The organism is Paraburkholderia caffeinitolerans (assembly GCF_902859945.1).
In the GTDB taxonomy this organism is placed as follows: Bacteria; Pseudomonadota; Gammaproteobacteria; order Burkholderiales; family Burkholderiaceae; genus Paraburkholderia; species Paraburkholderia caffeinitolerans.
Genome location: NZ_CADIKL010000012.1, coordinates 123,704 through 146,875, shown reverse-complemented (window position 1 = coordinate 146,875; position 23,172 = coordinate 123,704). Strand labels below are relative to the sequence as shown.

The following is a 23,172-nucleotide window of genomic DNA, read 5'->3' as shown; positions in this document are numbered from 1 at the left end:
AATCGAACGATCATTCGTTTATGCGAACGCAATGAATCTTTCCCGATCCGAATTCGTCGACGTGAACGGCATCCGCCTACACGTGCGTCGCTGGGGCGCCGAAGACGCGCCCACGCTCTTCATGCTGCATGGCTGGATGGACGTGGCCGCCTCGTTCCAGTTCGTCGTCGATGCGCTTGGCGGCAACTGGCAGGTGATCGCGCCGGACATGCGCGGCTTCGGCCTGTCCGACTGGCCGGCGGCGCAGCGGGGCGGGGGCAGCTACGGGTTCCACGACTACATCGCCGACCTGGACGCGCTGCTCGATCACTACGCACCTGAAGCACAAGCGGGCGAGGTGAACCTGGTCGGGCACAGCCTGGGCGCGAACGTCGTCTGCTTCTATGCCGGCGTGCGGCCCGAGCGCGTGCGGCGCGTGGTCGATCTGGAAGGCTTCGGCATGCCGGCGACGGTGCCCGCTCAGGCGCCGGGCCGCGTGCGCCAATGGCTCGACGAAATGCGCGAGCCGCCGCAATTGCGCCCCTACGCCACGCTAGCCGAGGTGGCCGCGCGGCTCGTGAAAACGAATCCGCGTCTTGCGCCTGTGCGTGCGCGCTTTCTCGCCCAGCACTGGTCGAAGCCCGTGGTCGACAAGCAAGGCGAGGGCGGCTACATGCTGCTCGGCGATCCCGCGCACAAGATAGTCAATCCGGTGCTGTACCGCCTCGAAGAGGTCATGGCGGTCTGGTCTTGCGTGCGCGCGAAGGTGCTGCACGTCGAAGCCGCGCAATCGGAGACGCTCGCGCGCATCGCGGGCAAAGTGCCCATCGACGTGTTCAAGAAGCGCTTCGAGGCCTTTCCCGACTGGCGCGAGCGTTTCATCGACGACGCGGGCCACATGGTCCATCACGATCAGCCCGAAGCCATTGCGCATCTCATCGAGGCGTTCTGCGCCGGCTAACGGTTCCTCGGGTTCCGCGGCCTCAAACCGCGTTCATCGCATTGCAGTAAAATGGACCATTCTGCTTTCCAAGTCCAATTTTAAGCCCGCGATGAACGCCGATCTCCACTGTCACTCCACTGTCTCCGACGGCCAGCTGGCCCCGGCTGCCGTTGCGCAGCTGGCGAAGGCGGGCGACGTGGCCTTGTGGGCGCTTACCGATCACGACGAGCTGGGCGGCCAGCGAGAAGCACGCGCCGCCGCTGAAGCGCTCGGCATGCGCTATCTCACCGGTGTCGAAATTTCGGTCACGTGGGCGTCACGGACGGTGCATATCGTCGGACTCCATGTCGATCTCGAATGCGCGGCGCTTGTCGATGGGCTCGCACGCACGCGCGACGGCCGCGCCGCGCGCGCCGAGGCGATCGGCGAGCGTCTGGAAACGCTCGGTATTCCGAACGCCTACGAAGGCGCGCTTCAATACGTTTCGAACCCCGACCTGATTTCGCGTACCCACTTCGCGCGTTTTCTCGTGGAGTCGGGCCGCGCGCAGCACACCCAGGATGCGTTTTCGCGCTGGCTGGGCGAGGGCAAGCCCGGCTATGTCGCGCACCGCTGGGCCAAACTCGCGGATGCCGTCGGCTGGATCAAGGCCGCGGGTGGCGAGGCCGTGGTCGCGCACCCTGGCCGCTACCACTACACGCCGCTCGAATTCGATACGTTCTTCGGCGAGTTCATCGACCTGGGCGGCAAAGCCATCGAAGTCGTCACGGGCAGCCATACGCCCGACCAGTACGGCGAGTACGCCGCCGTTGCGCGCCGTTTTGGCTTCGAAGCGTCGCGCGGCTCGGACTTTCACGCCCCTGGCGAGGAGGCGATCCTGCCGGGCTCGCTGCCGCCTCTGCCTTCCGATCTCAAGCCTGTCTGGGAGCGATGGCTTTAGGCCGCGCGCCCAGCGTGGCCCATCTCCGCCGTTCTTGCGTCGCTGTGCGGTCTTTCGTTCTCCGCGCCGTTCTTCGCACTGTTCTTCGTTTTGTGCCGTCCGGTTCGTTTCGCTAATGCGCAGTTGCATCATCATTGCGCGACGCGTTTCCTGTTCCGTTTTGCCTCCGTTAGCTGATTACGGCCATGTCACAGTTTTTTCGGCTTCACCCAGAAAATCCGCAACCGCGCCTCGTCAAGCAGGCCGTGCAGATCATCCGCGATGGCGGCGTGATCGCGCTGCCCACCGATTCGAGCTACGCGCTTGCCGCACGCATCGACGACAAGCAGGCCGCCGAGCGTCTGCGCCGCATCCGCGAGCTCAACGAAAAGGCGCTGCTTTCGCTGATGGTGCGCGATCTTTCCGAGCTAGCCAATTTCGCGATGGTGGACAACCGCCAGTACCGGCTCATCAAGTCGGTGACGCCGGGGCCCTACGTATTCGTGCTGGAAGCGACGAAGGAAGTCCCGCGGCGGCTCTCGCACCCTTCGCGCAAGACCATCGGACTGCGCGTGCCGGGTCATGCGATCCCGCTCGCGATTCTCGAGGAACTGGGCGAGCCGCTGCTCGCCTCGACGCTGATCCTTCCACCCGACACCGAGCCGCTCAACGACCCCGACGAAATCCGCGAGCGCCTCGAAAAGCAGCTCGATCTCGTGATCGACGGCGGGGCGTGTCCGCGCGAGTCGTCCACCGTCATTGACCTCAGCGGAGATGAGCCCGTGCTCGTGCGCGCGGGGCTCGGCGACCTCGCGCCGTTCGGGCTGGAGGAGCCGGCTTGATGCGCACGGCTTGCGTGCGCGTCGGCGCATTGGCTCCGGTATTGGCTCTGCATTGACAGCGCGTTGTTACAATACGCCGCCATGGACGCCAACATCATTCAGACGCTCGTCGTCTACGCCTTGCCGGTGATCTTCGCGATCACGCTGCATGAAGCCGCTCACGGATACGTCGCCCGCCTGCTTGGCGACAACACCGCCTACGTGCTGGGCCGAGTGTCGCTCAATCCAATGCGCCATATCGATCCGGTCGGCACGATCGCGATGCCGCTCATCCTCTATTTCCTGACGAGCGGCGCGTTCGTGTTCGGCTACGCCAAGCCGGTGCCGATTGCGTTCGGCAATCTGCGCAATCCGCGCTGGGGCACGCTGTGGGTCGCTGCCGCGGGGCCGGCCTGCAACTTCGTGCAGGCGCTCGTGTGGGGCGTGGTCGGCGTGGGGCTGGCCGTCTTCGGCGTCGAGGAACCGTTCTTCACGCGTATGGCCGCCGCCGGCGTGGGGGTGAATCTGGTGCTCGGCGTGCTGAACCTCTTTCCGCTGCCGCCGCTCGACGGCGGCCGGGTGCTCGCGGCGCTGCTGCCCACGCGCGCAAGCATTGCGCTCTCGCGCCTCGAGCCCTATGGTTTCATCATCGTGATGGCGCTCCTCGTGAGCGGCGTCTTTACGCGCTTCTGGCTGCGCCCGCTCGTGTCGCTCGGCTACGACGCGGTGACGGCTATCCTTACTCCCCTTGTATCGCTTCTCTCATAACATCATGTTCCCAGACCGTATCTTTTCCGGCATGCGGCCCACCGGTTCGCTGCACCTCGGCCACTATCACGGCGTGCTGAAAAACTGGGTGCGGCTTCAGTCCGAGTACCCGTGTTTCTTCTGCGTGGTCGACTGGCATGCGCTCACGACGCACTACGAAACGCCCGAGGTCATCGAGAAGAACGTGTGGGACGTGCTGATCGACTGGCTGGCTTCCGGCATCGATCCGAACCAGTCGACGCTGTTCATCCAGAGCCGCGTGCCCGAGCACGCGGAACTCGCGCTGCTGCTCGGCATGAGCACGCCGCTGTCGTGGCTCGAGCGCGTGCCCACGTACAAGGAGCAGATTGAGAAGCTGCGCGACAAGGATCTGGGCACCTACGGCTTCCTCGGCTACCCCGTGCTAATGGCCGCCGACATTTTGCTGTACCGCGCCTCGCTCGTGCCGGTGGGCGAGGACCAGGTGCCGCACGTCGAGATGGCGCGCGAAATGGCGCGGCGCTTCAACTACATGTACGGCCGCGAACCGGGTTTCGAGGACAAGGCCAACGAAGCCGCGAAGAAGCTTGGCGGCAAGCGCTCGAAGCTCTATCACGAACTGCGCAACGCCTGGCAGCAGGAAGGCAATGAAGAGGCGCTCGAACAGGCGCATGCGCTGCTGTCCGAGTCGCAGAGCCTCTCGATGAGCGACCGTGAGCGTTTGTTCGGCTACCTCGAAGGCGAGCGCAAGATCATCCTGCCGGAGCCGCAGGTGCTACTGACCGAGGCATCGCGCATGCCGGGCCTCGACGGCCAGAAGATGTCGAAGTCGTACGGCAACACGATCGGCCTGCGCGAGGACGCCGAGTCGATCACGAAAAAGGTCCGCACCATGCCGACCGATCCCGCACGTGTGCGCCGCACCGATCCGGGCGATCCGGACAAGTGCCCGGTGTGGCAGCTGCATCAGGTCTACACCGACGCGGAGACCCACGACTGGGTGCAGAAGGGCTGCCGTACGGCTGGCATCGGCTGCCTCGAGTGCAAGCAGCCGGTGATCGAGGGCATCCTGCGCGAGCAGCAGCCGATGCTCGAGCGCGCGCAGAAATACATGGACGATCCGTCGCTGCTGCGCGCGATCGTGGCCGATGGATGCGACAAGGCGCGCAAGTTCGCCAACGAAGCCATGCGCGACGTGAGAGAGGCGATGGGCCTCTCTTACAACTAAGACGCGATGGCGATGATGCTCACTTCCGGCGGCAGCACGCCGCTCGCACCCACGGGACCGACCCACGCGGGGCTGTCCGAGCCCTCGGGCTGGGTGCGTCAGTGGGCGCACCTGATCGCGCCTGGCGGCTCGGTACTCGACGTCGCGTCGGGCGGGGGGCGTCATGCGCGCTGGCTCGCGGCTCGTGGCCATTCGGTGGTGGCGCTCGATCGCGATGCCGCCGCGCTCGCGACGATGCGTGGCGTCGCCGGCGTCGCCACGCTGGAGTGCGATCTCGAAGGCGCGCCCTGGCCGCTGCCGGACGACGCGCGTTTCGCGGCCATCGTCGTGACGAATTATCTGCATCGTCCGCTCATGCCGCGTCTCATCGACGCACTCGCGCTGGGCGGCGTGCTGATCTATGAAACCTTCGCGCAAGGTAACGAGACGGTCGGCAAACCTTCGAACCCGGCATTTCTGCTCGCGCCGGGCGAGTTGCTGGCGGTCTGCGCGCCCACGCTGCGCGTGATCGCGTATCAGGACGGATTTCTCTCACAACCCCGTGAGGCGTTCGTTCAGCGCATCTGCGCGGTGCGTGAGATGGACACTGCGCACAACTCGGCAGCGGAAAATCTTGCCTGTCAGAACGGGGCGGATACGGCCGAAAGAACCGGTAACAGCGCTGCGACTCAGGTACTACCCCTGGTTCGTTACGATCTGATCGGCTAATCCGCTACAATCGCGGTTTAACGTACTCATTTTTTTGAAGTTTCATGGCTAACGGAACTCAGGACGGCATCACGTTGCGCGGCAGCATTCCCGCTATCGTCACCCCCATGCACGAAGACGGCAGCCTCGATCTGCCGGCGTTTCGCAAACTGATCGACTGGCATGTCGAAGAGGGGACGGATGCCATCGTCGTCGTCGGCACGAGCGGCGAGTCCGCCACGCTCGACGTCGAAGAGCACATCCTGATGGTCAAGACCGCGGTTGAGCACGCCGCGGGTCGTCTGCCGATCATCGCCGGCGCCGGTGGCAATTCCACGGCCGAGGCGATCGAACTCACAAAGCTTGCAAAGGATGTTGGCGCGCAGGCATCGCTCCAGGTCGTGCCCTATTACAACAAGCCGACCCAGGAAGGCATGTACCGCCATTTCGCGAAGATCGCCGAAGCGGTGGACCTTCCGGTGATGCTGTATAACGTGCCGGGCCGCACAGTCGCGGACATGACGAACGAGACGATCCTGCGCCTCGCGCAGGTACCGGGCATCGTCGGTGTGAAAGAAGCCACGGGCAACATCGACCGCGCCGCGCATCTGATCAAGCATGCGCCGGAAGGCTTCATGATCTTCAGCGGCGACGATCCCACCGCGATCGCGCTCATGCTACTCGGCGGCCACGGCAATATTTCCGTTACCGCGAACGTCGCACCGCGCCAGATGAGCGAACTGTGCCGCGCCGCGCTCGAAGGCGACGCGAAGACCGCGCGTGCGATTCACCTGAAGCTGCTGTCCCTGCACAAGAATCTGTTCATCGAATCGAACCCGATTCCGGCGAAGTGGGCACTGCAGGAACTCGGCCGCATCGAAGGCGGCATCCGTCTGCCGCTCACGCCGCTCGACGAGCGCTACCACGATGTGGTGCGCACGGCGCTGCGCGAGGCGGGTCTGATCGGCTAACCGGCTTAGGTTCTTTCCAGCCGAAACACCGTATTTTCAACCGACGCCGCCACGAATTCCGGCAGGTCAAGGCTTAGCGTTACCGTATTACGAAGGTCCACATGAAACGTTCCGTTCTTTCTCTCCACGCCACCCGCATGGCGGTGTTGGCGCTCGCACTCGGCTCGCTCGCGGGCTGCGAGTCGCTGAACGATATGTTCGCGTCGGATCGCGTCAACTACAAGGACACGCCAAGCGCACCGGCACTGGCGGTGCCGCAGGATCTGTCGACGGTGCCGAGCGACCAGAAATACGTCGCGCCGCCGCCCTCCGTGACGCTGGGCGGCGCAGCGCAGCGCACCGTCACGAGCGCGGGCAATGCCACGCTCGGCGTGCCGAACGCGCAGGATCCGCTTGGCATGCACGTCGAGCGCGACGGCGACCGCCGCTGGCTCGTGATCGACGGCCGCACGCCCGACGACGTCTGGCCGCAACTGCAGGAATTCTGGACCGACAACGGCTTCACGCTAACGACCGATTCCCCTGCCACGGGCATCATGACCACGGATTGGGCTGAAAACCGCGCGAATATTCCGGACGACTGGTTCCGTCGCACGATCGGTCGCGTGGTCGATTTCGCGTATTCGTCGGGCACGCGCGACAAGTTCCGTACGCTGGTCACGCGTGGCGCAAACGGTCAGACCGACATTTCGATCACGCACAGCGCGATGGAAGAAGTGCTGACCGGTCAGGACAAGACTTCGTCGAGATGGGTTGAGCGTCCGCGCGACCCGGCCCTCGAAGCCGCATTCCTCGCGAAGGTCATGCAGAAGTTCGGCCTGAACGATGCGCAGTCCAAGCAACTGCTGACCGACGCGCGCCCGTCGACTGCTGCAGCCAAGGTCGCGTCCGGGACGGACGGCACCACGCTCGATCTGCCTGAGGCGTTCGAGACTGCGTGGCTGCGTGTGGGCCTCGCGCTCGATCGCACCAATTTCACGGTCGACAACCGCGACCGCGAGAAGGGCATCTACTACGTGCGCTACGCCGACTCCATGCAGGAACTCAAGGGCGACGGCCTGTTCGGCAAGATGTTCTACAACCCGAAGAAGGCCGCGAAGAATCAGGGGCCGGAGTACATGATTTCGGTGCGCTCGATCGGCAATTCGACCCAGGTGGCGGTGCTCTCCGCGAACGGTCAGGTGGATACGTCGACCGATGCGCAGCGCATTGTGACGGCGCTTCATTCACAGCTGAACTGATCCGGCCGTGCGTTTTGCAAGCCTCGGCAGCGGTAGCGAGGGCAACGCACTAGTCGTGGAAGCCGGCGGTGGCGCGACGCCCACGCGCGTGCTGCTGGACTGCGGATTCTCAGCGAAGGAAGTCGAGCGACGGCTCGTTCGGGCGGGCCTTTCCGCCGACACGCTGAGCGCGATTCTCATTACCCACGAACATAGCGACCATATCGGCAGCGCGCTGACCTTGGCGCGCCGCTGGTCGATCCCGCTCTACATGAGTTGGGGAACGGCGCAGGCTGTCGGCGCCGACGATGCGGGTGTCGAACTCAATGTGCTATGGAGCGACGGGGCGGTCGAGATCGGCGAGCTTGGCGTGTTGCCGTACACGGTGCCGCACGACGCGCGCGAACCGCTGCAATTCGTATTCAATGATGGCGCGAGCCGGCTCGGGGTGCTGACCGACGTTGGCGAGTCGACGCCGCACATCCACGCCGTGCTGAGCGGCTGCGACGCGCTCGTGCTCGAATGCAATCACGATCCGGAGATGCTTGCGGCGAGCCGTTATCCGGCGTCGCTCAAGGCGCGCATTGGCGGCTCCCATGGCCACCTGAACAACGAGGCTGCGGGTGGCATTCTCGCGGCGCTCGATCGGTCGAAGCTGCGTCATCTGGTTGCGGCGCACCTGAGCCAGCAGAACAACACGCCTGAACTCGCGCGCGCCGCCATGGCGGCTGTACTTGGCAATGCGGCAACCGAAATCGGGGTTGCGACACAAGGCGAAGGCTTCGACTGGCTTGTTCTCTGAACTCCGGTTTCAAATTGTCTTCGGCCTGCGGCGGGTGCGCGGACAAACAGAAGACGAAAAAAAGCCCATGACTTGCATCATGGGCTTTTTTGCTTGCGAACGAGGGCCGGAACGTAGCCGGCCCTGCGCGGTTTAGTTGCGGTTGCCGCCGAAAATGCCGAGGATCGCGAGCAGATTCGTGAACACGTTGTAGAGATCCAGATAAATCGCGAGCGTGGCCGAGATGTAGTTGGTCTCGCCGCCGTTCACGACGCGCTGCACGTCGAACAGCATATAGGCCGAGAAGATCACGATGGCCAGCACGGAAACCGTGAGCATCAGCGCCGGCAGGTGCAGGAACATGTTCGCGATGCCTGCGAGCAGGATCACGATCACGCCCATGAACAGCCACTTGCCGAGGCCCGAGAAGTCGCGCTTGCTGACGGTGGCGATGGTGGCCATGGCCGCGAAGATCACGCCGGTGCCGCCGAACGCGAGCATGATGAGCGACGCGCCGTTCGACATGCCGAGGATGAACGACAACAGCCGCGAGAGCATCAGGCCCATAAAGAACGTGAAGCCCAGCAGCACGAACACGCCGAGCGAACTGTTCTTGGTGCGCTCGATGGCGAAGATGAAGCCGAACGCGATCGCGAAGAACGCGAGCAGGCTCATCGTGGGGCTTGTGGCGGCGAACAGCGAGAAACCCGTGGTGACGCCCAGCCACGCGCCGAACACCGTCGGCACCATCGACAGCGCGAGCAGCCAGTAGGTGTTGCGCAGTACGCGGTTGCGGGTTTCGGCGGAGGTGACGGTGCCGCCGCGGCCGAAGTTGTAGGGGTACTCGTTCATGCTTTCTCCTTGCGTGAGACGCGTGGCAGGCGGGGTGCGACAGTTGCGCAATCCGCTCACTCATAAGATATGCGTGGTGTCCCGGAGTTTCAACGGGGCCGCATACAGTTTCCGCACCGCAGTTTCGCTACCGCAGTTTCGTAACATCCGGGAGCGTAATCTCCCATGCTTAATTGGTGCTGAAAGGCCCGGCAGCACGGCTTTTGCGCCGGCTGGGCGCCATCCATCAACCTAACGGGGTTCAATCGCAATCATACATGGGAACATGCTACAATTGCGGATTCATTTGAATCTGTAACCTCTTAATTTTCTGGAGTTTTTATGGCGCTCGAACGCACCCTGTCGATTATCAAGCCGGACGCAGTGGCAAAGAACGTGATCGGCCAGATCTACAGCCGCTTCGAAAGCGCTGGTCTGAAGATTGTTGCCTCGCGCATGGTCCACCTCTCGCGCGCCGACGCCGAGAAGTTCTATGCTGTTCATGCAGAACGTCCGTTCTTCAAGGACCTCGTCGAATTCATGATCTCGGGCCCGGTGCAGATCCAGGTTCTGGAAGGTGAGAGCGCTATCCTGAAGAACCGCGACCTGATGGGCGCGACCGACCCGAAGAAGGCGGACAAGGGCACGATCCGTGCCGACTTCGCAGACAGCATCGACGCCAACGCAGTCCACGGCTCGGACGCTGTTGAAACGGCACGCGTTGAAATCGCGTTCTTCTTCCCGGAAGTCAACGTTTACTCGCGCTAAGCAATCAAAGCGCGATAGCAGTTCAAGCAGCATAGGGTCGCGAACGGCGATGTCGTTCACTGTCCGGTGCCGGGTTCTCTCGAATCCGGCGGTGAACGCGCTCTCGCACTGAAATGGCAGGATTCGACATGACGAGCAGTTCCACCGTCAACCTTCTCGATCTCGACGCTCAAGGGCTAATCGCATATTGCGAGAGCCTGGGTGAGAAGCCGTTTCGCGCCAAACAGCTTCAGCGCTGGATTCATCAATACAATGCCGCCGACTTCGACGGCATGACGGATCTGGCCAAGTCGCTACGCGAGAAGCTTAAAGGGCGCGCCTCCATCGGCATGCCCGATATCATTTCCGACAACGTTTCCTCCGACGGCACGCGCAAGTGGCTCGTGGACGTCGGCAACGGCAACGCGGTCGAGACCGTGTTTATCCCCGAAGAAACGCGCGGCACGCTGTGCGTGTCGTCACAGGCGGGATGCGCGGTGAATTGCCGGTTCTGTTCGACCGGCAAGCAAGGATTTTCACGCAATCTCTCCACTGCCGAGATCATCGGTCAGCTACGCATGGCGGAGTTCGCCCTGCGCGCCTCGCTGCTGGGCGAGGCAGGCGGTCGTGCGACCGGCGGTGAGGGCAAGGGCGAGCGCGTCATTACCAACGTCGTGATGATGGGCATGGGCGAGCCGCTCCTGAATTACGACGCGGTCGTGCCCGCGATGCGCCTGATGCTCGACGACAACGCCTACGGCCTGTCGCGCCGGCGCGTCACGCTTTCGACCTCGGGTGTCGTGCCCATGATGGACCGTCTCGGCGCCGACCTGCCGGTCGCGCTCGCGGTGTCGCTGCACGCGCCCAACGACGCGCTGCGCGACGAGCTTGTGCCGCTTAACCGCAAGTATCCGCTGCGCGAGCTGATGGCTGCCTGCCAGCGCTATTTGAAAGTGGCCCCGCGCGACTTCATCACGTTCGAGTACTGCATGCTCGATGGCGTCAACGACACCGAGGAGCACGCACGCCAGTTGCTGGCAGTCACCCGTGACGTGCCGTGCAAATTCAACCTGATCCCATTCAATCCGTTTCCCGAGTCGGGTCTGCTGCGCTCGAAATCGGACCAGATCAAGCGTTTCGCGCAGATTCTGATGGACGCAGGCGTTGTCACGACCGTGCGCAAAACGCGTGGCGACGACATCGACGCGGCCTGTGGTCAGCTCGCGGGCGAGGTGAAGGATCGTACGCGTCTCGCCGAGCGCAGTGCACGAAAGGTGATCGATGTTCATCCGGTTCGGCACTGAGCGCGGTTGGCCAGAACAGGGCGGAGAAGGGTAGTCGCGGGGCAATAACAGAGTGTGAAAGGCAGTATCGACGCAGTTGCGCGGGGAGTGACGCAACATAGCCGTCAAATTTGACAAGAAACATTGCAGAAGCGATCGGATGCGGCACAGTGGCCGCGCATTTTGTTATAAACGGTCTGCGAATCGAGGCAGGGCGCGGCGCGCCCGCCGGTTCCGGGATAGAAAAGAATCGACGCAAGGACTTTGGGATGAGCGAGCCGCAGCACCCTTTCGGGACAGACGGAACAGAGACCAACGCAGGCCGTTCGGTATCCGACGGTTCGCCATCGCCGGTGCAGGCCGTGCCCGACACGCTGGCCGCGGTAGGCGCGCGCCTCGCGCAGTTGCGCACGGCGAAAGGCTGGTCGGTCGAGGACGTTTCGGCGCGTCTGAAGGTGGCGGTGCCGAAGCTGCGCGAGCTTGAGGCGGGCGACATCAGTCATTTGCCGGATGCAACGTTCGCGCTCGGCGTGGTGCGGGCCTATGCGAAGCTGCTTGGCGCCGATCCCGCACCGCTCACCCAGGCACTGCGCCGCGAGCGAGGCGTGCAGCAGCCGGATCTGTCGATGCCCGCATCGTCGGGCGCGGATTTGCCGCGCGGCCGCGTCTCGCTTTCGTTGGGCGGCGGCGGGCATGCGCCGCGGCGTCGTGCTTCGTGGCTGTGGGGCCTTGCGCTCGTCGTGATCGCCGTGATCGGGATTTCGATGTGGCATACGAATAGCGGTGAATCGTCGGCATGGTTCGCGCGCCTGAAGTCGATGGCGGGCGGCGCGACCAGCGCCGCGAGCAACGAATCGGGTGCCGCTTCGGGCACGGTGGCCGAGGGTGCGACGGTGGGCGCAGCGGCTGAGCAGGGCGCAGACCAGGACCAGGGCGGCGACGCTGCGAGCGCGGCCAATGCCACGAACACCCAGGCAGACGGTCAAGTTAGTGGCCAGACGGCAGGCGCTCAAGGCGCAGCGAGCGCGCCGCAGACGGCCGCAGCCGCGCCTGCAAGCGCCGCGCCGGCCGTGACCGCCGCGCCAGCGAGCGCAGCAGCAGTGGCGGCTGCTGCACCGGAGCCAGCGGCTTCTGCGCCGGCGGTGCCCGGCACGTCGACGTTCGCGATTCGCGTGACGCAGGATTCCTGGGTTAGCGTGCGCCAAAAAGACGGTAAGGAACTCTTCTCCGGATTGATCCATGGTAACGATGGACGTGAGATCTCCGGCGTCGAGCCGCTCAAAATTACGGTGGGCAACAAGGCCGGCATCGAGTCGATGACCATCGATGGCCAGCCGGTCGACACAGCGAAGTATGCGTCGGCGCGCGGCAATGTCGCGCGCTTCGTGTTGCCCTGACCAAGACATGAGGTGTATCGCGGCCAGTTGAAGGGCCGCGATGCTTTTTCAATTCGCGCGGCGCGGCGCCCGATACAGGCGTCAACGCGCGCGAGGTGTAAATGGGTTCTTCGATGCAAAGCGAAACGCAATCCCCGTCCAGCAACAGCCAGATATGTTCCAGCGAGCCGATCCTCGGTGGTCACGCGCCGCGACGCAAGTCGCACGCCGTGCATGTGCGCTGGGGCGGGCAGTTGGTGACGATCGGCGGCGACGCGCCGGTGCGCGTGCAGTCGATGACCAATACCGATACCGCGGATGCGATCGGTACTGCTATCCAAATCAAGGAGCTGGCGCAGGCCGGCTCCGAGCTCGTGCGTCTCACGGTGAATACGCCAGAAGCCGCTGCAGCCGTGCCGCATGTTCGCGAGCAACTCGATCGCATGGGTGTGACGGTGCCGCTCATCGGCGACTTCCACTACAACGGCCACCTGCTGCTGCGTGACTATCCCGCGTGCGCCGAGGCGCTCTCGAAGTACCGCATCAACCCGGGCAATGTTGGCCAGGGCGCCAAGCGCGACACGCAGTACGCGCAGATGATCGAAGCCGCCATCAAGTACGACAAGCCGGTGCGCATTGGCGTGAACTGGGGCAGCCTCGACCAGGACCTGCTCGCGCGCATGATGGACGAGAACGCGGCGCGCTCGACACCTTGGGAAGCACAGAGCGTGATGTACGAAGCGCTGATCCAGTCGGCCATTGGTTCGGCGGAGCGCGCTGTCGAACTCGGCCTCGGTCGCGACAAGATCATCCTGTCGTGCAAGGTCAGCGGTGTGCAGGATCTGATCGCTGTCTACCAGCAACTCGCCAAGCGTTGCGATTTCGCGCTGCACCTCGGCCTGACCGAAGCGGGCATGGGCTCGAAGGGCATCGTCGCGTCGACGGCGGCGCTCTCGGTGCTGCTCCAGCAGGGCATCGGCGACACCATCCGCATTTCGCTTACGCCAGAGCCGGGCGCTTCGCGCACGGGCGAAGTCGTGGTCGGACAGGAAATTTTGCAGACCATGGGTTTGCGCTCGTTCACGCCGATGGTCATCGCGTGCCCCGGCTGCGGCCGCACGACCAGCACGCTGTTCCAGGAGCTCGCTTCGCAGATCCAGAGTTATCTGCGTGCGCAAATGCCGGTCTGGCGCGGTGAATATCCGGGCGTGGAGACGATGAACGTCGCCGTCATGGGCTGCATCGTGAACGGCCCGGGCGAGTCCAAGCACGCGAACATCGGCATCAGCCTGCCGGGTTCGGGTGAGAATCCCGCAGCGCCGGTCTTCGTCGACGGTGAGAAGGTCAAGACGCTGCGCGGCGAGCATATTGCCGAGGAATTCCAGCAGATCGTAAGCGACTACGTCGTGCGCAAGTACGGCAAGACCGAAGCGACGGCCTGAGCGCCGCGTTTTTCGAATATCGATTTCAGGCGCAACCGAATATCGCCTTTTGCAGGCACATACGCAACGCAATGACTGAACAGAAAAGAAAGCTCGAAAAGCTGACCGGCGTGAAGGGCATGAACGACATCCTGCCGCAGGACGCAGGGTTGTGGGACTTCTTCGAAACGACCGTGAAGTCCATGCTCCGTTCGTACGGATACCAGAACATCCGCACGCCGATCGTCGAGCATACGCAGCTCTTCACGCGCGGCATCGGCGAAGTGACTGACATCGTCGAAAAGGAGATGTACAGCTTCACCGACGCGCTCAACGGTGAAAACCTCACGCTGCGTCCGGAAAATACGGCTGCGGTTGTGCGTGCATCGATCGAGCACAATATGCTTTACGACGGTCCGAAGCGTCTGTGGTATGTCGGTCCGATGTTCCGTCACGAGCGTCCGCAGCGCGGCCGTTATCGCCAGTTCCATCAGGTCGGCGTGGAAGCGCTCGGTTTTGCAGGTCCGGATGCGGACGCGGAAATCATTCTGATGTGCCAGCGCCTTTGGGACGACCTCGGTCTGACCGGCATCAAGCTGGAAATCAATTCGCTGGGTCTTGCCGAAGAGCGCGCCGCGCATCGCGTCGAACTCATCAAGTATCTCGAGCAGCACGTCGAGTTGCTCGACGAAGACGGCAAGCGCCGCCTGTATACGAATCCGCTGCGCGTGCTCGACACGAAGAACCCCGCGCTCCAGGAAATCGCAAACAATGCGCCGAAGCTGATCGACTTCCTCGGCGAGCACTCGCGCGCGCATTTTGACGGGCTGCAACGTTTGCTCAAGGCGAACAACATTCCGTTCAAGATCAACCCGCGTCTCGTGCGTGGTCTCGATTACTACAATCTGACCGTGTTCGAATGGGTGACCGACAAGCTCGGCGCGCAGGGCACGGTGGCGGCCGGTGGCCGCTACGATCCGCTGATCGAACAACTCGGCGGCAAGCCCACGGCCGCGTGCGGCTGGGCAATGGGTGTCGAGCGCATTCTGGAACTGCTCAAGGAAGAGAACCTCGTGCCGGAAGAGGAAGGTTGCGACGTCTACGTCGTGCACCAGGGCGAGGCGGCACGCGAGCAGGCTTTCATCGTGGCGGAGCGTCTGCGCGATACCGGTCTCGATGTCATCCTCCATTGCAGCGCGGACGGCCAGTCGGCCAGCTTCAAGTCGCAGATGAAGCGCGCTGACGCAAGCGGCGCGGCGTTCGCCGTGGTGCTTGGCGAAGATGAAGTGGCCAAGGGTACAGCGGGCGTCAAGGCGCTGCGCGGTGGCGCCGATGTGGCTCGCAGCGAGCAACAGACGGTAGCACTCGAAGACTTGACCGAATATCTAATCAATGCGATGGTTGCATCCGCCGAAGACGGCGACGATTGATAGGGCCACTTCGGGGCGCGGTGTGGGATCGATGTATCCAGCCGGTGCCTGTGGCGCGCCCGGCAGTTGGCTTCAGAATAAACAAGGAATCGCTACGCGATGAGTTACCACGACGAACAGGAATCGATCGAGAGTTTCAAGGCATGGTGGGCGCAGTGGGGCAATGCCACTACGTGGATCGTGCTGATCGTTATGCTCGCGCTCGCCGCGTGGAACGGCTGGAACTTCTGGCAACGCCGCCAGGCCGCCGAGGCTGCGGTGTTGTACGACCAGGTGCAGCAGGCGACCGCTGGTAGCGACAAGGCGATGCTCACGCGCATCGCGACTGACATGGAAAATCGCTTTGGCGGCACCGCGTATGCGCAGATGACCGCGCTTGGCGTGGCCAAGTCGCTCTATATGGCGGGTGACACCGCGGGCGCGAAGGCTCAATTGCAGTGGGCGGCCGATCACGCGAAGGACGAGGAATTCCGTCAGGTCGCGAAGATCCGTCTGGCTTCTGTCCTGCTTGACGAGAAGGCCTACGATCAGGGCCTCGCGCTGATTCCTCAACCGGATTCGGGCCCGTTCAAGGGCATCGTCGCGGATGGTCGCGGCGACCTGCTCGCGGCAGCGGGCAAGCAAGATGACGCGCGCGCGGCTTACAAGCTCGCGCTCGACAGCCTGCCCAAGAGCGATGCCGCGGAGCGCCAGTTGGTCCAGTTCAAGCTCGACGCGCTGGGCGGCTAAGCAAGCTGCGCTTGCCGCCCGTGAATATAAACAGCTAAACCATATCCATTCATGCTTCGGTCACCGATGAATTTGCTGAAACGAACCGTTGTACCTGTCGCTTGTGCGATGACCGTTCTCGCGCTGGCGGCTTGCTCGTCGACGAAAGATGAGCGCCGCGTACCGGTGCCGCTGACCGAGTTCAAGCCGGTGCTGGACGTCCAGCAGGTGTGGAAGGCGAGCGTCGGCAAGGCGGGCCGTTATCTGTTCGCGCCGGTCGCCGTGGGCGACACGGTCTACGCTGCCGGCGAAAACGGTTCGGTCGCGAAGTTCGACGCACAGACGGGCAAGGAAGTCTGGAGCACGAAGCTCAAGGACGATATCTCCGCTGGCGTTGGCAGCGATGGCAATCTCACGGCCGTCGGCGGCTTGAAGGGCAACGTCTACGTGCTCGACGCCAACGGCAAGCTCTCGTGGCAAGCCAAGGCGCCGGGCGAGATTATCTCGCCGCCGCTGGTCGGCAACGGTCTCGTGATCGTGCGTACCATCGACGGCCAGATCGTCGCGTTCAACGGGCAGACCGGCGAGCAGAAGTGGGTCTATCGCAATCGTGCGGTGCCGCTCAACCTGCGTGTTTCCGCCGGCATGACGTTCGCGGGCGAGCAGGCTGTGATCGCGGGCTTCCCGGGTGGCTCGTTCGCGGCGATCAACCTGCAAAGCGGCGATGTGTTCTGGGAAACGCCGGTGTCCTATCCGAAGGGCGTGACCGAAGTTGAGCGCATCAATGACGTGAGTGGTCCGCCCACGCTCGTCGGCGCCACCACGTGTGCGGTCACGTTCCAGGGCCAATTGGGCTGCTTCGACGCCAATTCGGGCCGCCCGATGTGGGAGAAGCCGTTCTCGAGCACGAGTGGTATCGCTCAGGGTGACACCGAGGTGGTCGGTGGCGACGACTGGTCGGTCGTGAAGGCATACAACGTCTCGACCGGCGAGCAGGTCTGGAGCACGGACAAGCTCAAGAACCGCGACGTCAGTGTGCCTGCCGTACTCGGCCACGCAGTCGTGGTTGGCGACTACCAGGGCTACGTGCATTTCCTCTCGCTCGACGACGGCAGCTTCGTCTCGCGCGTGAAGACCGACGGCAGCCCGATCACCGCTGCGCCGGTGCTGGCTGGCAACACGCTCGTCGTGCAAACGAAGGACGGCGACCTGTACGGCCTGCGTCCGCGTTGATCGGATGGGGACGCCCGGCGCGTGCTGTCGGGTGTCGCATCGAGGGGCCGCGCCCGCGGGCAGCGGCCTCTTGTATTTTGTGCTTGCGCATTGCTGTCCTTGAGCCGTTTGGCAGGGATGGTGCGCACTGAAGTTGGGCCCCGATGGTGGCCCTTTGTCCGGCTGAGAGTCTCGCTTCTCCGGCCGGTGCGTGCCGGACCCCTAAGGGCTCATCCAGCGGGCGCGCGACCCAATTCGTGATAATTTGCAACTATTGCAGCTCTGCAAGCCTGAACGCAGACGCTTGCCGCGCGATGCGCCGGACGTGCCGGCGCTGCGCCTTACCGTAGAAAAGATCAGATGAAACCCGTAATCGCCCTCGTTGGGCGCCCCAATGTGGGTAAATCCACGCTCTTCAACCGGCTCACGCGTTCGCGCGATGCGCTGGTGGCCGATCTGCCCGGTCTCACGCGCGACCGCCATTATGGCGAAGGGCGGGTGGGCGATCGCGCCTATCTCGTGGTCGATACCGGAGGCTTCGAGCCGATCGCGAAAGACGGCATCCTGCATGAAATGGCGCGCCAGACGCGCCAGGCGGTGGAGGAAGCCGACATCGTCGTGTTCATCTGCGATGGGCGCAACGGCCTCGCGCCGCAGGACAAGCACATTGCCGATTACCTGCGCAAGACCGGCCGGCCGATCTTCCTCGTGGTCAACAAGGCCGAAGGCATGAAGTACAGCGCCGTCGCGGCCGACTTCTACGAGCTTGGCCTGGGCGACCCGCGCGCGATTTCCGCGGCGCACGGGGACGGCGTAACGGAGATGATCAACGAGGCGCTCGATCAGGCCTACGCGGATCGTCCGGAAACCGGCGACGAAGACGCCGGCAAGCATGGCGTCAAGATCGCGATCGTTGGCCGCCCGAACGTGGGCAAGTCCACGCTCGTGAACACGCTGATCGGCGAAGACCGCGTGATTGCGTTCGACATGCCCGGCACCACGCGCGACTCGATCTACGTGGATTTCGAGCGCGGCGGCAAGAAATACACCTTGATCGACACGGCGGGTCTGCGTCGTCGCGGCAAGGTGTTCGAGGCTATCGAGAAGTTTTCGGTCGTGAAGACGCTGCAGTCGATCGCGGATGCCAACGTGGTTATCCTGCTGCTCGATGCGCGCCAGGAAATCTCGGATCAGGACGCGCATATCGCTGGCTTCGTGGTGGAGCAGGGGCGTGCACTCGTGGTGGGCGTGAACAAGTGGGACGGAATGGACGACCACGCGCGCGAGCGCATCAAGCACCACCTGCAACGCAAGCTGAAGTTTCTCGACTTCGCTGAAATGCGCTTCATCTCGGCGACCGAGAAATTCGGCATTGGCCCGCTGATGCGCTCGGTGGACGAGGCGTATGCCGCAGCGATGTCCAAACTCCCGACCCCGCGCCTGACGCGCGCGCTCATCGAAGCGGTGGAGTTCCAGCAGCCGCGCCGTCGCGGCCCGGTGCGTCCGAAGCTGCGCTACGCGCACCAGGGGGGACAGAACCCACCCATTATCGTGATTCACGGCAATGCGCTCGATGCGGTGACCGAGACCTACAAGCGCTACCTGGAGAACCGCTTCCGGGAAACTTTCTCGTTGACCGGGACTCCATTGCGCATAGAGTTTCGCTCTTCGACGAATCCCTACACTGAAAAAAGTTGAGCTGCGTTCGCTACCCCGCGCAAGCGCACGGTTGGGCCTCCTGGCCGGACGGTGTGGAGGGGCGCGGTGGAACGAGAATCAGCTATAGTGTAGCGATTGGCGCCGGATTTCTTTTTCTTCGGCGCCAGTTTAGTTAAACCTGCAAAAAAATACGGAGTTTGCTATGAGCAACAAAGGGCAACTGTTACAAGACCCGTTTCTGAACGCGCTGCGCAAGGAGCACGTGCCTGTTTCGATCTATCTGGTCAACGGCATCAAGCTTCAAGGGAACATTGAATCGTTCGACCAGTACGTCGTGTTGCTCCGTAATACGGTTACGCAAATGGTTTACAAGCACGCCATTTCCACGGTGGTTCCGGCGCGTCCGGTGAACTTCCACCCGGATGCGGAAGCGTCCTGATCCTCGACGCGGCCGGTCCGGAGCGCCCCGCTGGCGCTCGCGGCCCGGCCGCTTTCATTTTGATACCTGCTAATTTGATCAACGCCGCACTCGTCGGCATCGACTTCGGCAAGACCGACTTCGAAGCCAGTCTCGAAGAACTCAGCCTGCTCGCGAAGAGCGCGGGCGCTTCGCCCGCTGTCACGCTCACCGGGCGCCGCTCCAGTCCGGACGCCGCCATGTTCATCGGCAGCGGCAAGGCCGAGGAACTGCGTCTCGCCTGTGAGGCGAACGACATCGAAATCGTCATTTTCAATCACGCGCTTTCGCCTGCCCAGCAACGCAATCTGGAGCGTGCGCTGAATCGCCGCGTGGTGGATCGCACGAGCCTCATTCTCGACATCTTCGCGCAGCGCGCGCGCAGCCACGAAGGCAAGCTCCAGGTGGAGCTCGCGCAGCTTCAATATCTCGCCACGCGCCTCGTGCGCGCATGGACCCACCTCGAGCGCCAGAAGGGCGGTATCGGCCTGCGCGGCCCCGGCGAAACGCAGCTCGAAACCGACCGCCGACTGATCGGCGAGCGCATCAAGATGCTACAGGGCAAGCTCGCCAGGCTGCGTCGCCAGCACGGCACGCAGCGGCGTCAGCGCGAGCGTACGCGCACGATGTCGGTTTCGCTGGTCGGTTACACGAACGCGGGCAAATCCACGCTGTTTAACGCGCTTACCAAGGCGCAGGCTTATGCGGCCGACCAACTGTTCGCGACGCTCGACACGACGTCGCGGCGCCTGTGGCTCGGCGACGATGTCGGCCAGATCGTGTTGTCGGATACCGTTGGCTTTATTCGTGAATTGCCTCACCAGCTCGTCGCGGCGTTTCGCGCGACGCTGCAGGAAACCGTGCAGGCCGACTTGCTGCTGCACGTGGTGGACGCATCGAGTTCCGTGCGGCTCGACCAGATCGACCAGGTGAACGAGGTGCTGCACGAGATCGGCGCGGACACCATCCGCCAAGTGCTGGTGTTCAACAAGATCGACGCCGTGCCAGAACTGGCGGCCCGAGGCGGGACGGTCGAGCGGGACGAGTATGGTAATATTTCGCGCGTCTTTTTGAGCGCGCGCACGGGCGTCGGACTGGATGCGCTGCGCGCCGCCATCGCCGAAATCGCGACTGCCGAGCCACTCGCCCAGCCGTCGCAGTTCCTCGCCGCCGACTGGAGCGCGGCGCCGCTCGAACAACCCAGCAGGGAGCCCGAACTCGGCCGCTGAACGCTATCGGAAAGCGCCTCGCGGCGCGTCCGAACGGCGGACCGAAGCGCGCCGACTAGATCCCTCCACGCACATGACCCGCTGTCTACTCTGGTGAACGAACACAGGTGAACGATTACAACAAGCGGACTGGCTGGCAGCGCGCGAGCGTCATTTTCTCGCTGAACGACCCGCGTTGGGGCCGTGGCGAGGGCAATGGCCAGCGCACCGACGACGCACGGCGGCCGTCGGGTAATAACGGCAACAATGGCGGCGGCAAGGGTGACGGCCCCCCCGATCTCGACGAAATGTGGCGTGATTTCAATCGCCGGTTGTCGACGTTTTTCGGCAAGAAGGGCAAGGGTCCGGGCGGGCTTGGGCCACGACCGGACAACGGCCGCAATGCGCGCATCGGCGTGGGTATCGTGCTTGGCGTGCTAATCGCCATTTATGTGGGCAGCGGTGTGTTCGTCGTCCAGGATGGGCAGGCCGGCGTCGTGCTGCAGTTGGGCCAGTATCGCCACACGGTCGGCCAGGGCGTGCATTGGCGCTTTCCGTTCCCGTTCCAGTCGCAGGAAATCGTGAATGTCGGCCAGATCCGCAGCGTCGAAATCGGCCGCAATAATCTCGTGCGTCCGTCGAATGTGAAGGACGCCTCGGTGCTCACGCACGATGGCGATATTCTCGATGTGCGTTTCACCGTGCAGTACCAGGTCAAGCAACCTACCGATTATCTGTTCCACAGCGTCGATCCCGATCTCACGGTGAGCCAGGCCGCGCAGGCTGCTGTGCGCACCGTAGTGGGCGCGCGCAGCACTCACGATCTGCTCTATGCGGATCGCGAGCCGATTCGCGCGCAGCTTGCCGATTCCATCCAGCACGCGCTGGACGAGTACAAGACTGGGCTTGGCGTGGTCGGCGTGACGATTCAGAGCGTCACGGCACCCGATCGCGTGCAGGCCGCTTTCGACGACGAAACGAAGGCGCGCCAGGAAAGCGAGCGCGCAAAACGCGACGCGCAGACTTACGCCGATCAGCTGTTGCCGCGCGCGCAAACCGAAGGGGCACGTGTGATCGAAGACGCCAAGGCCTACAGCGACCGTGTGGTGGCGCAGGCGCAGGGCGACGCGCAGCGCTTTAACAGCGTCTACGACCAATACGCGAAAGCACCGGCCGTCATTCGGGAGCGCATGTATCTGGACACCATGCAGCACATCTACTCGAATACGACGAAGGTGTTCGTCGACAGCAAGTCAGGCAATAACGTGATCTATCTGCCGCTCGACAAGCTCGTCGACGCGACGCGTCAGCGAGCTGCCGCCGCAACGGGCGCCTCGGGCGCGGCTGTCGCGCCGGCGGGCGGCGCATCGGATACGACGAGCGCCGCAGCAGCGCCTGCGGCGAGCAGCGACACACAACAGAGCACGCAACAAAGCGCACAGCCGCAAAGTACGCAGCCGGCCACGCAACCGCAGGCCGCGCAGCAAAGCGCGGCGCCGGCGCCGTCCGCGAGCGAAGCGGCCCAGGCGGCCAGCGATGCTTTCCGTTCGCGCGACGCGCTGCGTTCGCGCGGTCGCGAAGACGACGTGCAATAACGGAGCGCCGACATGAACAAGATCATTGCGTTCGTCGTCGCCTTCGTGGTGGTGGTGCTAGTGGCTTCGTCGGCGGTGTTCGTCGTCGATCCGCGCCATGTTGCGGTGGTATCCGCCTCGGGCGGCGCCAATGCGACGCTCGCGGGTCCGGGCCTGCACGTGAAACTGCCGCCGCCGTTCCAGACCGCTACGCTCATCGACACGCGCATCCAGGCGTTCGACGCGCCCGATGCCGACCGTTACACGACGGCGGACAAGACCGAACTGCTCGTGAACCCGGTCGTGCGTTATCGCGTGGCCGATCCGCTCAAGCTTTTCGCGGCCACCAAGGGCGACCCGCAGGCGCTCGCCGACAAGCTCGCGCCGCTCTCGCGCGATGCGCTGTCGAGCGCTTTCTCGAAGGTCGATTTGAGCGATGCTCTTGCACAGCAGGAGGCGATTGCCAACGGCGCGCGCGACGCGCTCAAGGCGGCCGCGGCGCCGCTCGGCATCGATGTGGTCGATATCGAGCTCACGCGCATCGACTATCCGGCGGCGCTTGCCGAGGTGGTCTACAAGCGCATGAGCGCCGCGCGCGAGCAAGCCGCCGCCGACCAGCGCGCGAAGGGCGCGGCAGAGGCACAGAAGATCAAAGATGAGGCCGAGCGCCAGCAGCAGGCTGCGCTCGCCGATGCGAACAGCCAGGCGCAGGCCATCAAGGGCGAAGGCGACGGCAAGGCTGCCGCGATCGCCGCGCAGGCGTATGGCCGCGATCCGGACTTCTATCGCTTCTATCAAAGCATGCAGGCGTACCGCGAGAGCTTCAAGCCGGGCGATGTGGTTGTGGTCGATTCGTCGAGCGACTTCTTCCGCTTCATGCGCAGTCCGAACGGAGAGGCTCAGCCGGCTCCCGCTGCTGCCGCGCCGCGCAAACATTAAACAAATGAGACACGGGCGCCGCGCACCTGCG

22 protein-coding genes are annotated in these 23,172 nt (G+C 63.7%); 21 read left to right on the top strand and 1 reads right to left on the bottom strand.

The genetic code is table 11. The features are described from left to right. The first annotated feature begins 31 nt into the window (after nt 1-31). From HV773_RS14705 to HV773_RS14665, 9 genes are all read left to right on the top strand, one after another. On the top strand, nt 32-940 hold the full coding sequence (locus HV773_RS14705) for an alpha/beta fold hydrolase (protein ID WP_129561810.1): 909 nt from the start codon (nt 32-34) through the stop codon (nt 938-940). Between the two features lie 91 nt (nt 941-1,031). Then, nucleotides 1,032-1,862 (top strand): 3',5'-nucleoside bisphosphate phosphatase, encoded by an 831-nt coding sequence (locus tag HV773_RS14700; RefSeq protein ID WP_129561811.1) that lies wholly within the window; start codon nt 1,032-1,034, stop codon nt 1,860-1,862. A gap of 185 nt (nt 1,863-2,047) precedes the next feature. Further along, a complete protein-coding gene (locus tag HV773_RS14695; RefSeq protein ID WP_129561812.1) occupies nt 2,048-2,683 on the top strand; it encodes an L-threonylcarbamoyladenylate synthase in 636 nt (211 codons plus the stop codon). Between the two features lie 81 nt (nt 2,684-2,764). Continuing rightward, nucleotides 2,765-3,430, top strand: a complete 666-nt coding sequence (locus HV773_RS14690) for a site-2 protease family protein (protein WP_129561813.1) — start codon at nt 2,765-2,767, stop codon at nt 3,428-3,430. Nucleotides 3,431-3,434: 4 nt separating this feature from the next. Beyond that, on the top strand, nt 3,435-4,637 hold the full coding sequence (locus HV773_RS14685) for a tryptophan--tRNA ligase (RefSeq protein ID WP_129561814.1): 1,203 nt from the start codon (nt 3,435-3,437) through the stop codon (nt 4,635-4,637). Nucleotides 4,638-4,649: 12 nt separating this feature from the next. Continuing rightward, a complete protein-coding gene (locus HV773_RS14680) occupies nt 4,650-5,345 on the top strand; it encodes a class I SAM-dependent methyltransferase (protein WP_377731253.1) in 696 nt (231 codons plus the stop codon). 44 nt (nt 5,346-5,389) lie between these two features. Continuing rightward, nucleotides 5,390-6,295: a 4-hydroxy-tetrahydrodipicolinate synthase gene (gene dapA, locus HV773_RS14675; protein ID WP_129561816.1), complete on the top strand. Its 906-nt coding sequence runs from the start codon at nt 5,390-5,392 to the stop codon at nt 6,293-6,295. Between the two features lie 101 nt (nt 6,296-6,396). Next, nucleotides 6,397-7,536, top strand: a complete 1,140-nt coding sequence (gene bamC, locus HV773_RS14670; RefSeq protein ID WP_129561817.1) for an outer membrane protein assembly factor BamC — start codon at nt 6,397-6,399, stop codon at nt 7,534-7,536. Nucleotides 7,537-7,543: 7 nt separating this feature from the next. Then, nucleotides 7,544-8,317, top strand: coding sequence for an MBL fold metallo-hydrolase (locus HV773_RS14665; RefSeq protein WP_129561818.1), 774 nt, complete (start codon nt 7,544-7,546; stop codon nt 8,315-8,317). A 132-nt stretch (nt 8,318-8,449) separates the two neighbouring features. Here the strand turns inward: HV773_RS14665 and HV773_RS14660 are convergent, their stop codons facing one another. Beyond that, nucleotides 8,450-9,148, bottom strand: a complete 699-nt coding sequence (locus HV773_RS14660) for a Bax inhibitor-1/YccA family protein (protein ID WP_129561819.1) — start codon at nt 9,146-9,148, stop codon at nt 8,450-8,452. A 321-nt stretch (nt 9,149-9,469) separates the two neighbouring features. On the opposite strand from HV773_RS14660, the gene ndk reads away from it, so the two are divergent. The 12 genes from ndk (at nt 9,470) to hflC (ending at nt 23,141) form a co-directional block, all read left to right on the top strand. Further along, complete coding sequence (gene ndk, locus HV773_RS14655; protein WP_129561820.1) at nt 9,470-9,895, top strand: nucleoside-diphosphate kinase; 426 nt, start codon at nt 9,470-9,472, stop codon at nt 9,893-9,895. A gap of 128 nt (nt 9,896-10,023) precedes the next feature. Then, entirely contained in the window at nt 10,024-11,178 is a 1,155-nt protein-coding gene (rlmN, locus tag HV773_RS14650) for a dual-specificity RNA methyltransferase RlmN (RefSeq protein WP_129561821.1), read from the top strand. A gap of 248 nt (nt 11,179-11,426) precedes the next feature. Next, a complete protein-coding gene (locus tag HV773_RS14645) occupies nt 11,427-12,554 on the top strand; it encodes a helix-turn-helix domain-containing protein (RefSeq protein WP_129561822.1) in 1,128 nt (375 codons plus the stop codon). A gap of 113 nt (nt 12,555-12,667) precedes the next feature. Continuing rightward, nucleotides 12,668-13,975 (top strand): flavodoxin-dependent (E)-4-hydroxy-3-methylbut-2-enyl-diphosphate synthase, encoded by a 1,308-nt coding sequence (gene ispG / locus HV773_RS14640; protein WP_129563314.1) that lies wholly within the window; start codon nt 12,668-12,670, stop codon nt 13,973-13,975. A gap of 71 nt (nt 13,976-14,046) precedes the next feature. Next, nucleotides 14,047-15,384, top strand: coding sequence for a histidine--tRNA ligase (gene hisS, locus HV773_RS14635; protein ID WP_129561823.1), 1,338 nt, complete (start codon nt 14,047-14,049; stop codon nt 15,382-15,384). A 99-nt stretch (nt 15,385-15,483) separates the two neighbouring features. Further along, complete coding sequence (locus HV773_RS14630; protein WP_129561824.1) at nt 15,484-16,113, top strand: tetratricopeptide repeat protein; 630 nt, start codon at nt 15,484-15,486, stop codon at nt 16,111-16,113. A gap of 66 nt (nt 16,114-16,179) precedes the next feature. Further along, the gene (gene bamB / locus HV773_RS14625; protein WP_129561825.1) at nt 16,180-17,325 is read left to right on the top strand and encodes an outer membrane protein assembly factor BamB; all 1,146 of its coding nucleotides are present in this window, start codon (nt 16,180-16,182) and stop codon (nt 17,323-17,325) included. Nucleotides 17,326-17,664: 339 nt separating this feature from the next. Then, nucleotides 17,665-19,002 carry a ribosome biogenesis GTPase Der gene (gene der / locus HV773_RS14620; protein WP_129561826.1) on the top strand — a complete coding sequence of 446 codons (1,338 nt, stop codon included), beginning with the start codon at nt 17,665-17,667 and terminating at the stop codon, nt 19,000-19,002. A gap of 163 nt (nt 19,003-19,165) precedes the next feature. Further along, nucleotides 19,166-19,402 carry an RNA chaperone Hfq gene (gene hfq / locus HV773_RS14615; protein ID WP_028210028.1) on the top strand — a complete coding sequence of 79 codons (237 nt, stop codon included), beginning with the start codon at nt 19,166-19,168 and terminating at the stop codon, nt 19,400-19,402. A 59-nt stretch (nt 19,403-19,461) separates the two neighbouring features. Next, nucleotides 19,462-20,649 carry a GTPase HflX gene (gene hflX, locus HV773_RS14610; RefSeq protein WP_129561827.1) on the top strand — a complete coding sequence of 396 codons (1,188 nt, stop codon included), beginning with the start codon at nt 19,462-19,464 and terminating at the stop codon, nt 20,647-20,649. Nucleotides 20,650-20,756: 107 nt separating this feature from the next. Then, nucleotides 20,757-22,223 carry an FtsH protease activity modulator HflK gene (hflK, locus tag HV773_RS14605; protein ID WP_129561828.1) on the top strand — a complete coding sequence of 489 codons (1,467 nt, stop codon included), beginning with the start codon at nt 20,757-20,759 and terminating at the stop codon, nt 22,221-22,223. 12 nt (nt 22,224-22,235) lie between these two features. Then, the gene (gene hflC / locus HV773_RS14600; protein WP_129561829.1) at nt 22,236-23,141 is read left to right on the top strand and encodes a protease modulator HflC; all 906 of its coding nucleotides are present in this window, start codon (nt 22,236-22,238) and stop codon (nt 23,139-23,141) included. Nucleotides 23,142-23,172 lie beyond the last annotated feature (31 nt).

What these genes read in the sequence shown, in the direction of transcription:
- HV773_RS14680 (WP_377731253.1), top strand. Translation starts at nt 4,650, where the DNA reads ATGATGCTCACTTCCGGCGGCAGCACGCCGCTCGCACCCACGGGACCG.
- bamB (WP_129561825.1), top strand. Translation starts at nt 16,180, where the DNA reads ATGAATTTGCTGAAACGAACCGTTGTACCTGTCGCTTGTGCGATGACC.
- HV773_RS14690 (WP_129561813.1), top strand. Translation starts at nt 2,765, where the DNA reads ATGGACGCCAACATCATTCAGACGCTCGTCGTCTACGCCTTGCCGGTG.
- hfq (WP_028210028.1), top strand. Translation starts at nt 19,166, where the DNA reads ATGAGCAACAAAGGGCAACTGTTACAAGACCCGTTTCTGAACGCGCTG.
- hflC (WP_129561829.1), top strand. Translation starts at nt 22,236, where the DNA reads ATGAACAAGATCATTGCGTTCGTCGTCGCCTTCGTGGTGGTGGTGCTA.
- bamC (WP_129561817.1), top strand. Translation starts at nt 6,397, where the DNA reads ATGAAACGTTCCGTTCTTTCTCTCCACGCCACCCGCATGGCGGTGTTG.
- HV773_RS14705 (WP_129561810.1), top strand. Translation starts at nt 32, where the DNA reads ATGAATCTTTCCCGATCCGAATTCGTCGACGTGAACGGCATCCGCCTA.
- der (WP_129561826.1), top strand. Translation starts at nt 17,665, where the DNA reads ATGAAACCCGTAATCGCCCTCGTTGGGCGCCCCAATGTGGGTAAATCC.
- HV773_RS14685 (WP_129561814.1), top strand. Translation starts at nt 3,435, where the DNA reads ATGTTCCCAGACCGTATCTTTTCCGGCATGCGGCCCACCGGTTCGCTG.
- ispG (WP_129563314.1), top strand. Translation starts at nt 12,668, where the DNA reads ATGCAAAGCGAAACGCAATCCCCGTCCAGCAACAGCCAGATATGTTCC.
- rlmN (WP_129561821.1), top strand. Translation starts at nt 10,024, where the DNA reads ATGACGAGCAGTTCCACCGTCAACCTTCTCGATCTCGACGCTCAAGGG.
- HV773_RS14695 (WP_129561812.1), top strand. Translation starts at nt 2,048, where the DNA reads ATGTCACAGTTTTTTCGGCTTCACCCAGAAAATCCGCAACCGCGCCTC.
- HV773_RS14645 (WP_129561822.1), top strand. Translation starts at nt 11,427, where the DNA reads ATGAGCGAGCCGCAGCACCCTTTCGGGACAGACGGAACAGAGACCAAC.
- HV773_RS14700 (WP_129561811.1), top strand. Translation starts at nt 1,032, where the DNA reads ATGAACGCCGATCTCCACTGTCACTCCACTGTCTCCGACGGCCAGCTG.
- dapA (WP_129561816.1), top strand. Translation starts at nt 5,390, where the DNA reads ATGGCTAACGGAACTCAGGACGGCATCACGTTGCGCGGCAGCATTCCC.
- ndk (WP_129561820.1), top strand. Translation starts at nt 9,470, where the DNA reads ATGGCGCTCGAACGCACCCTGTCGATTATCAAGCCGGACGCAGTGGCA.
- hisS (WP_129561823.1), top strand. Translation starts at nt 14,047, where the DNA reads ATGACTGAACAGAAAAGAAAGCTCGAAAAGCTGACCGGCGTGAAGGGC.
- HV773_RS14630 (WP_129561824.1), top strand. Translation starts at nt 15,484, where the DNA reads ATGAGTTACCACGACGAACAGGAATCGATCGAGAGTTTCAAGGCATGG.
- HV773_RS14660 (WP_129561819.1), bottom strand. Translation starts at nt 9,148, where the DNA reads ATGAACGAGTACCCCTACAACTTCGGCCGCGGCGGCACCGTCACCTCC.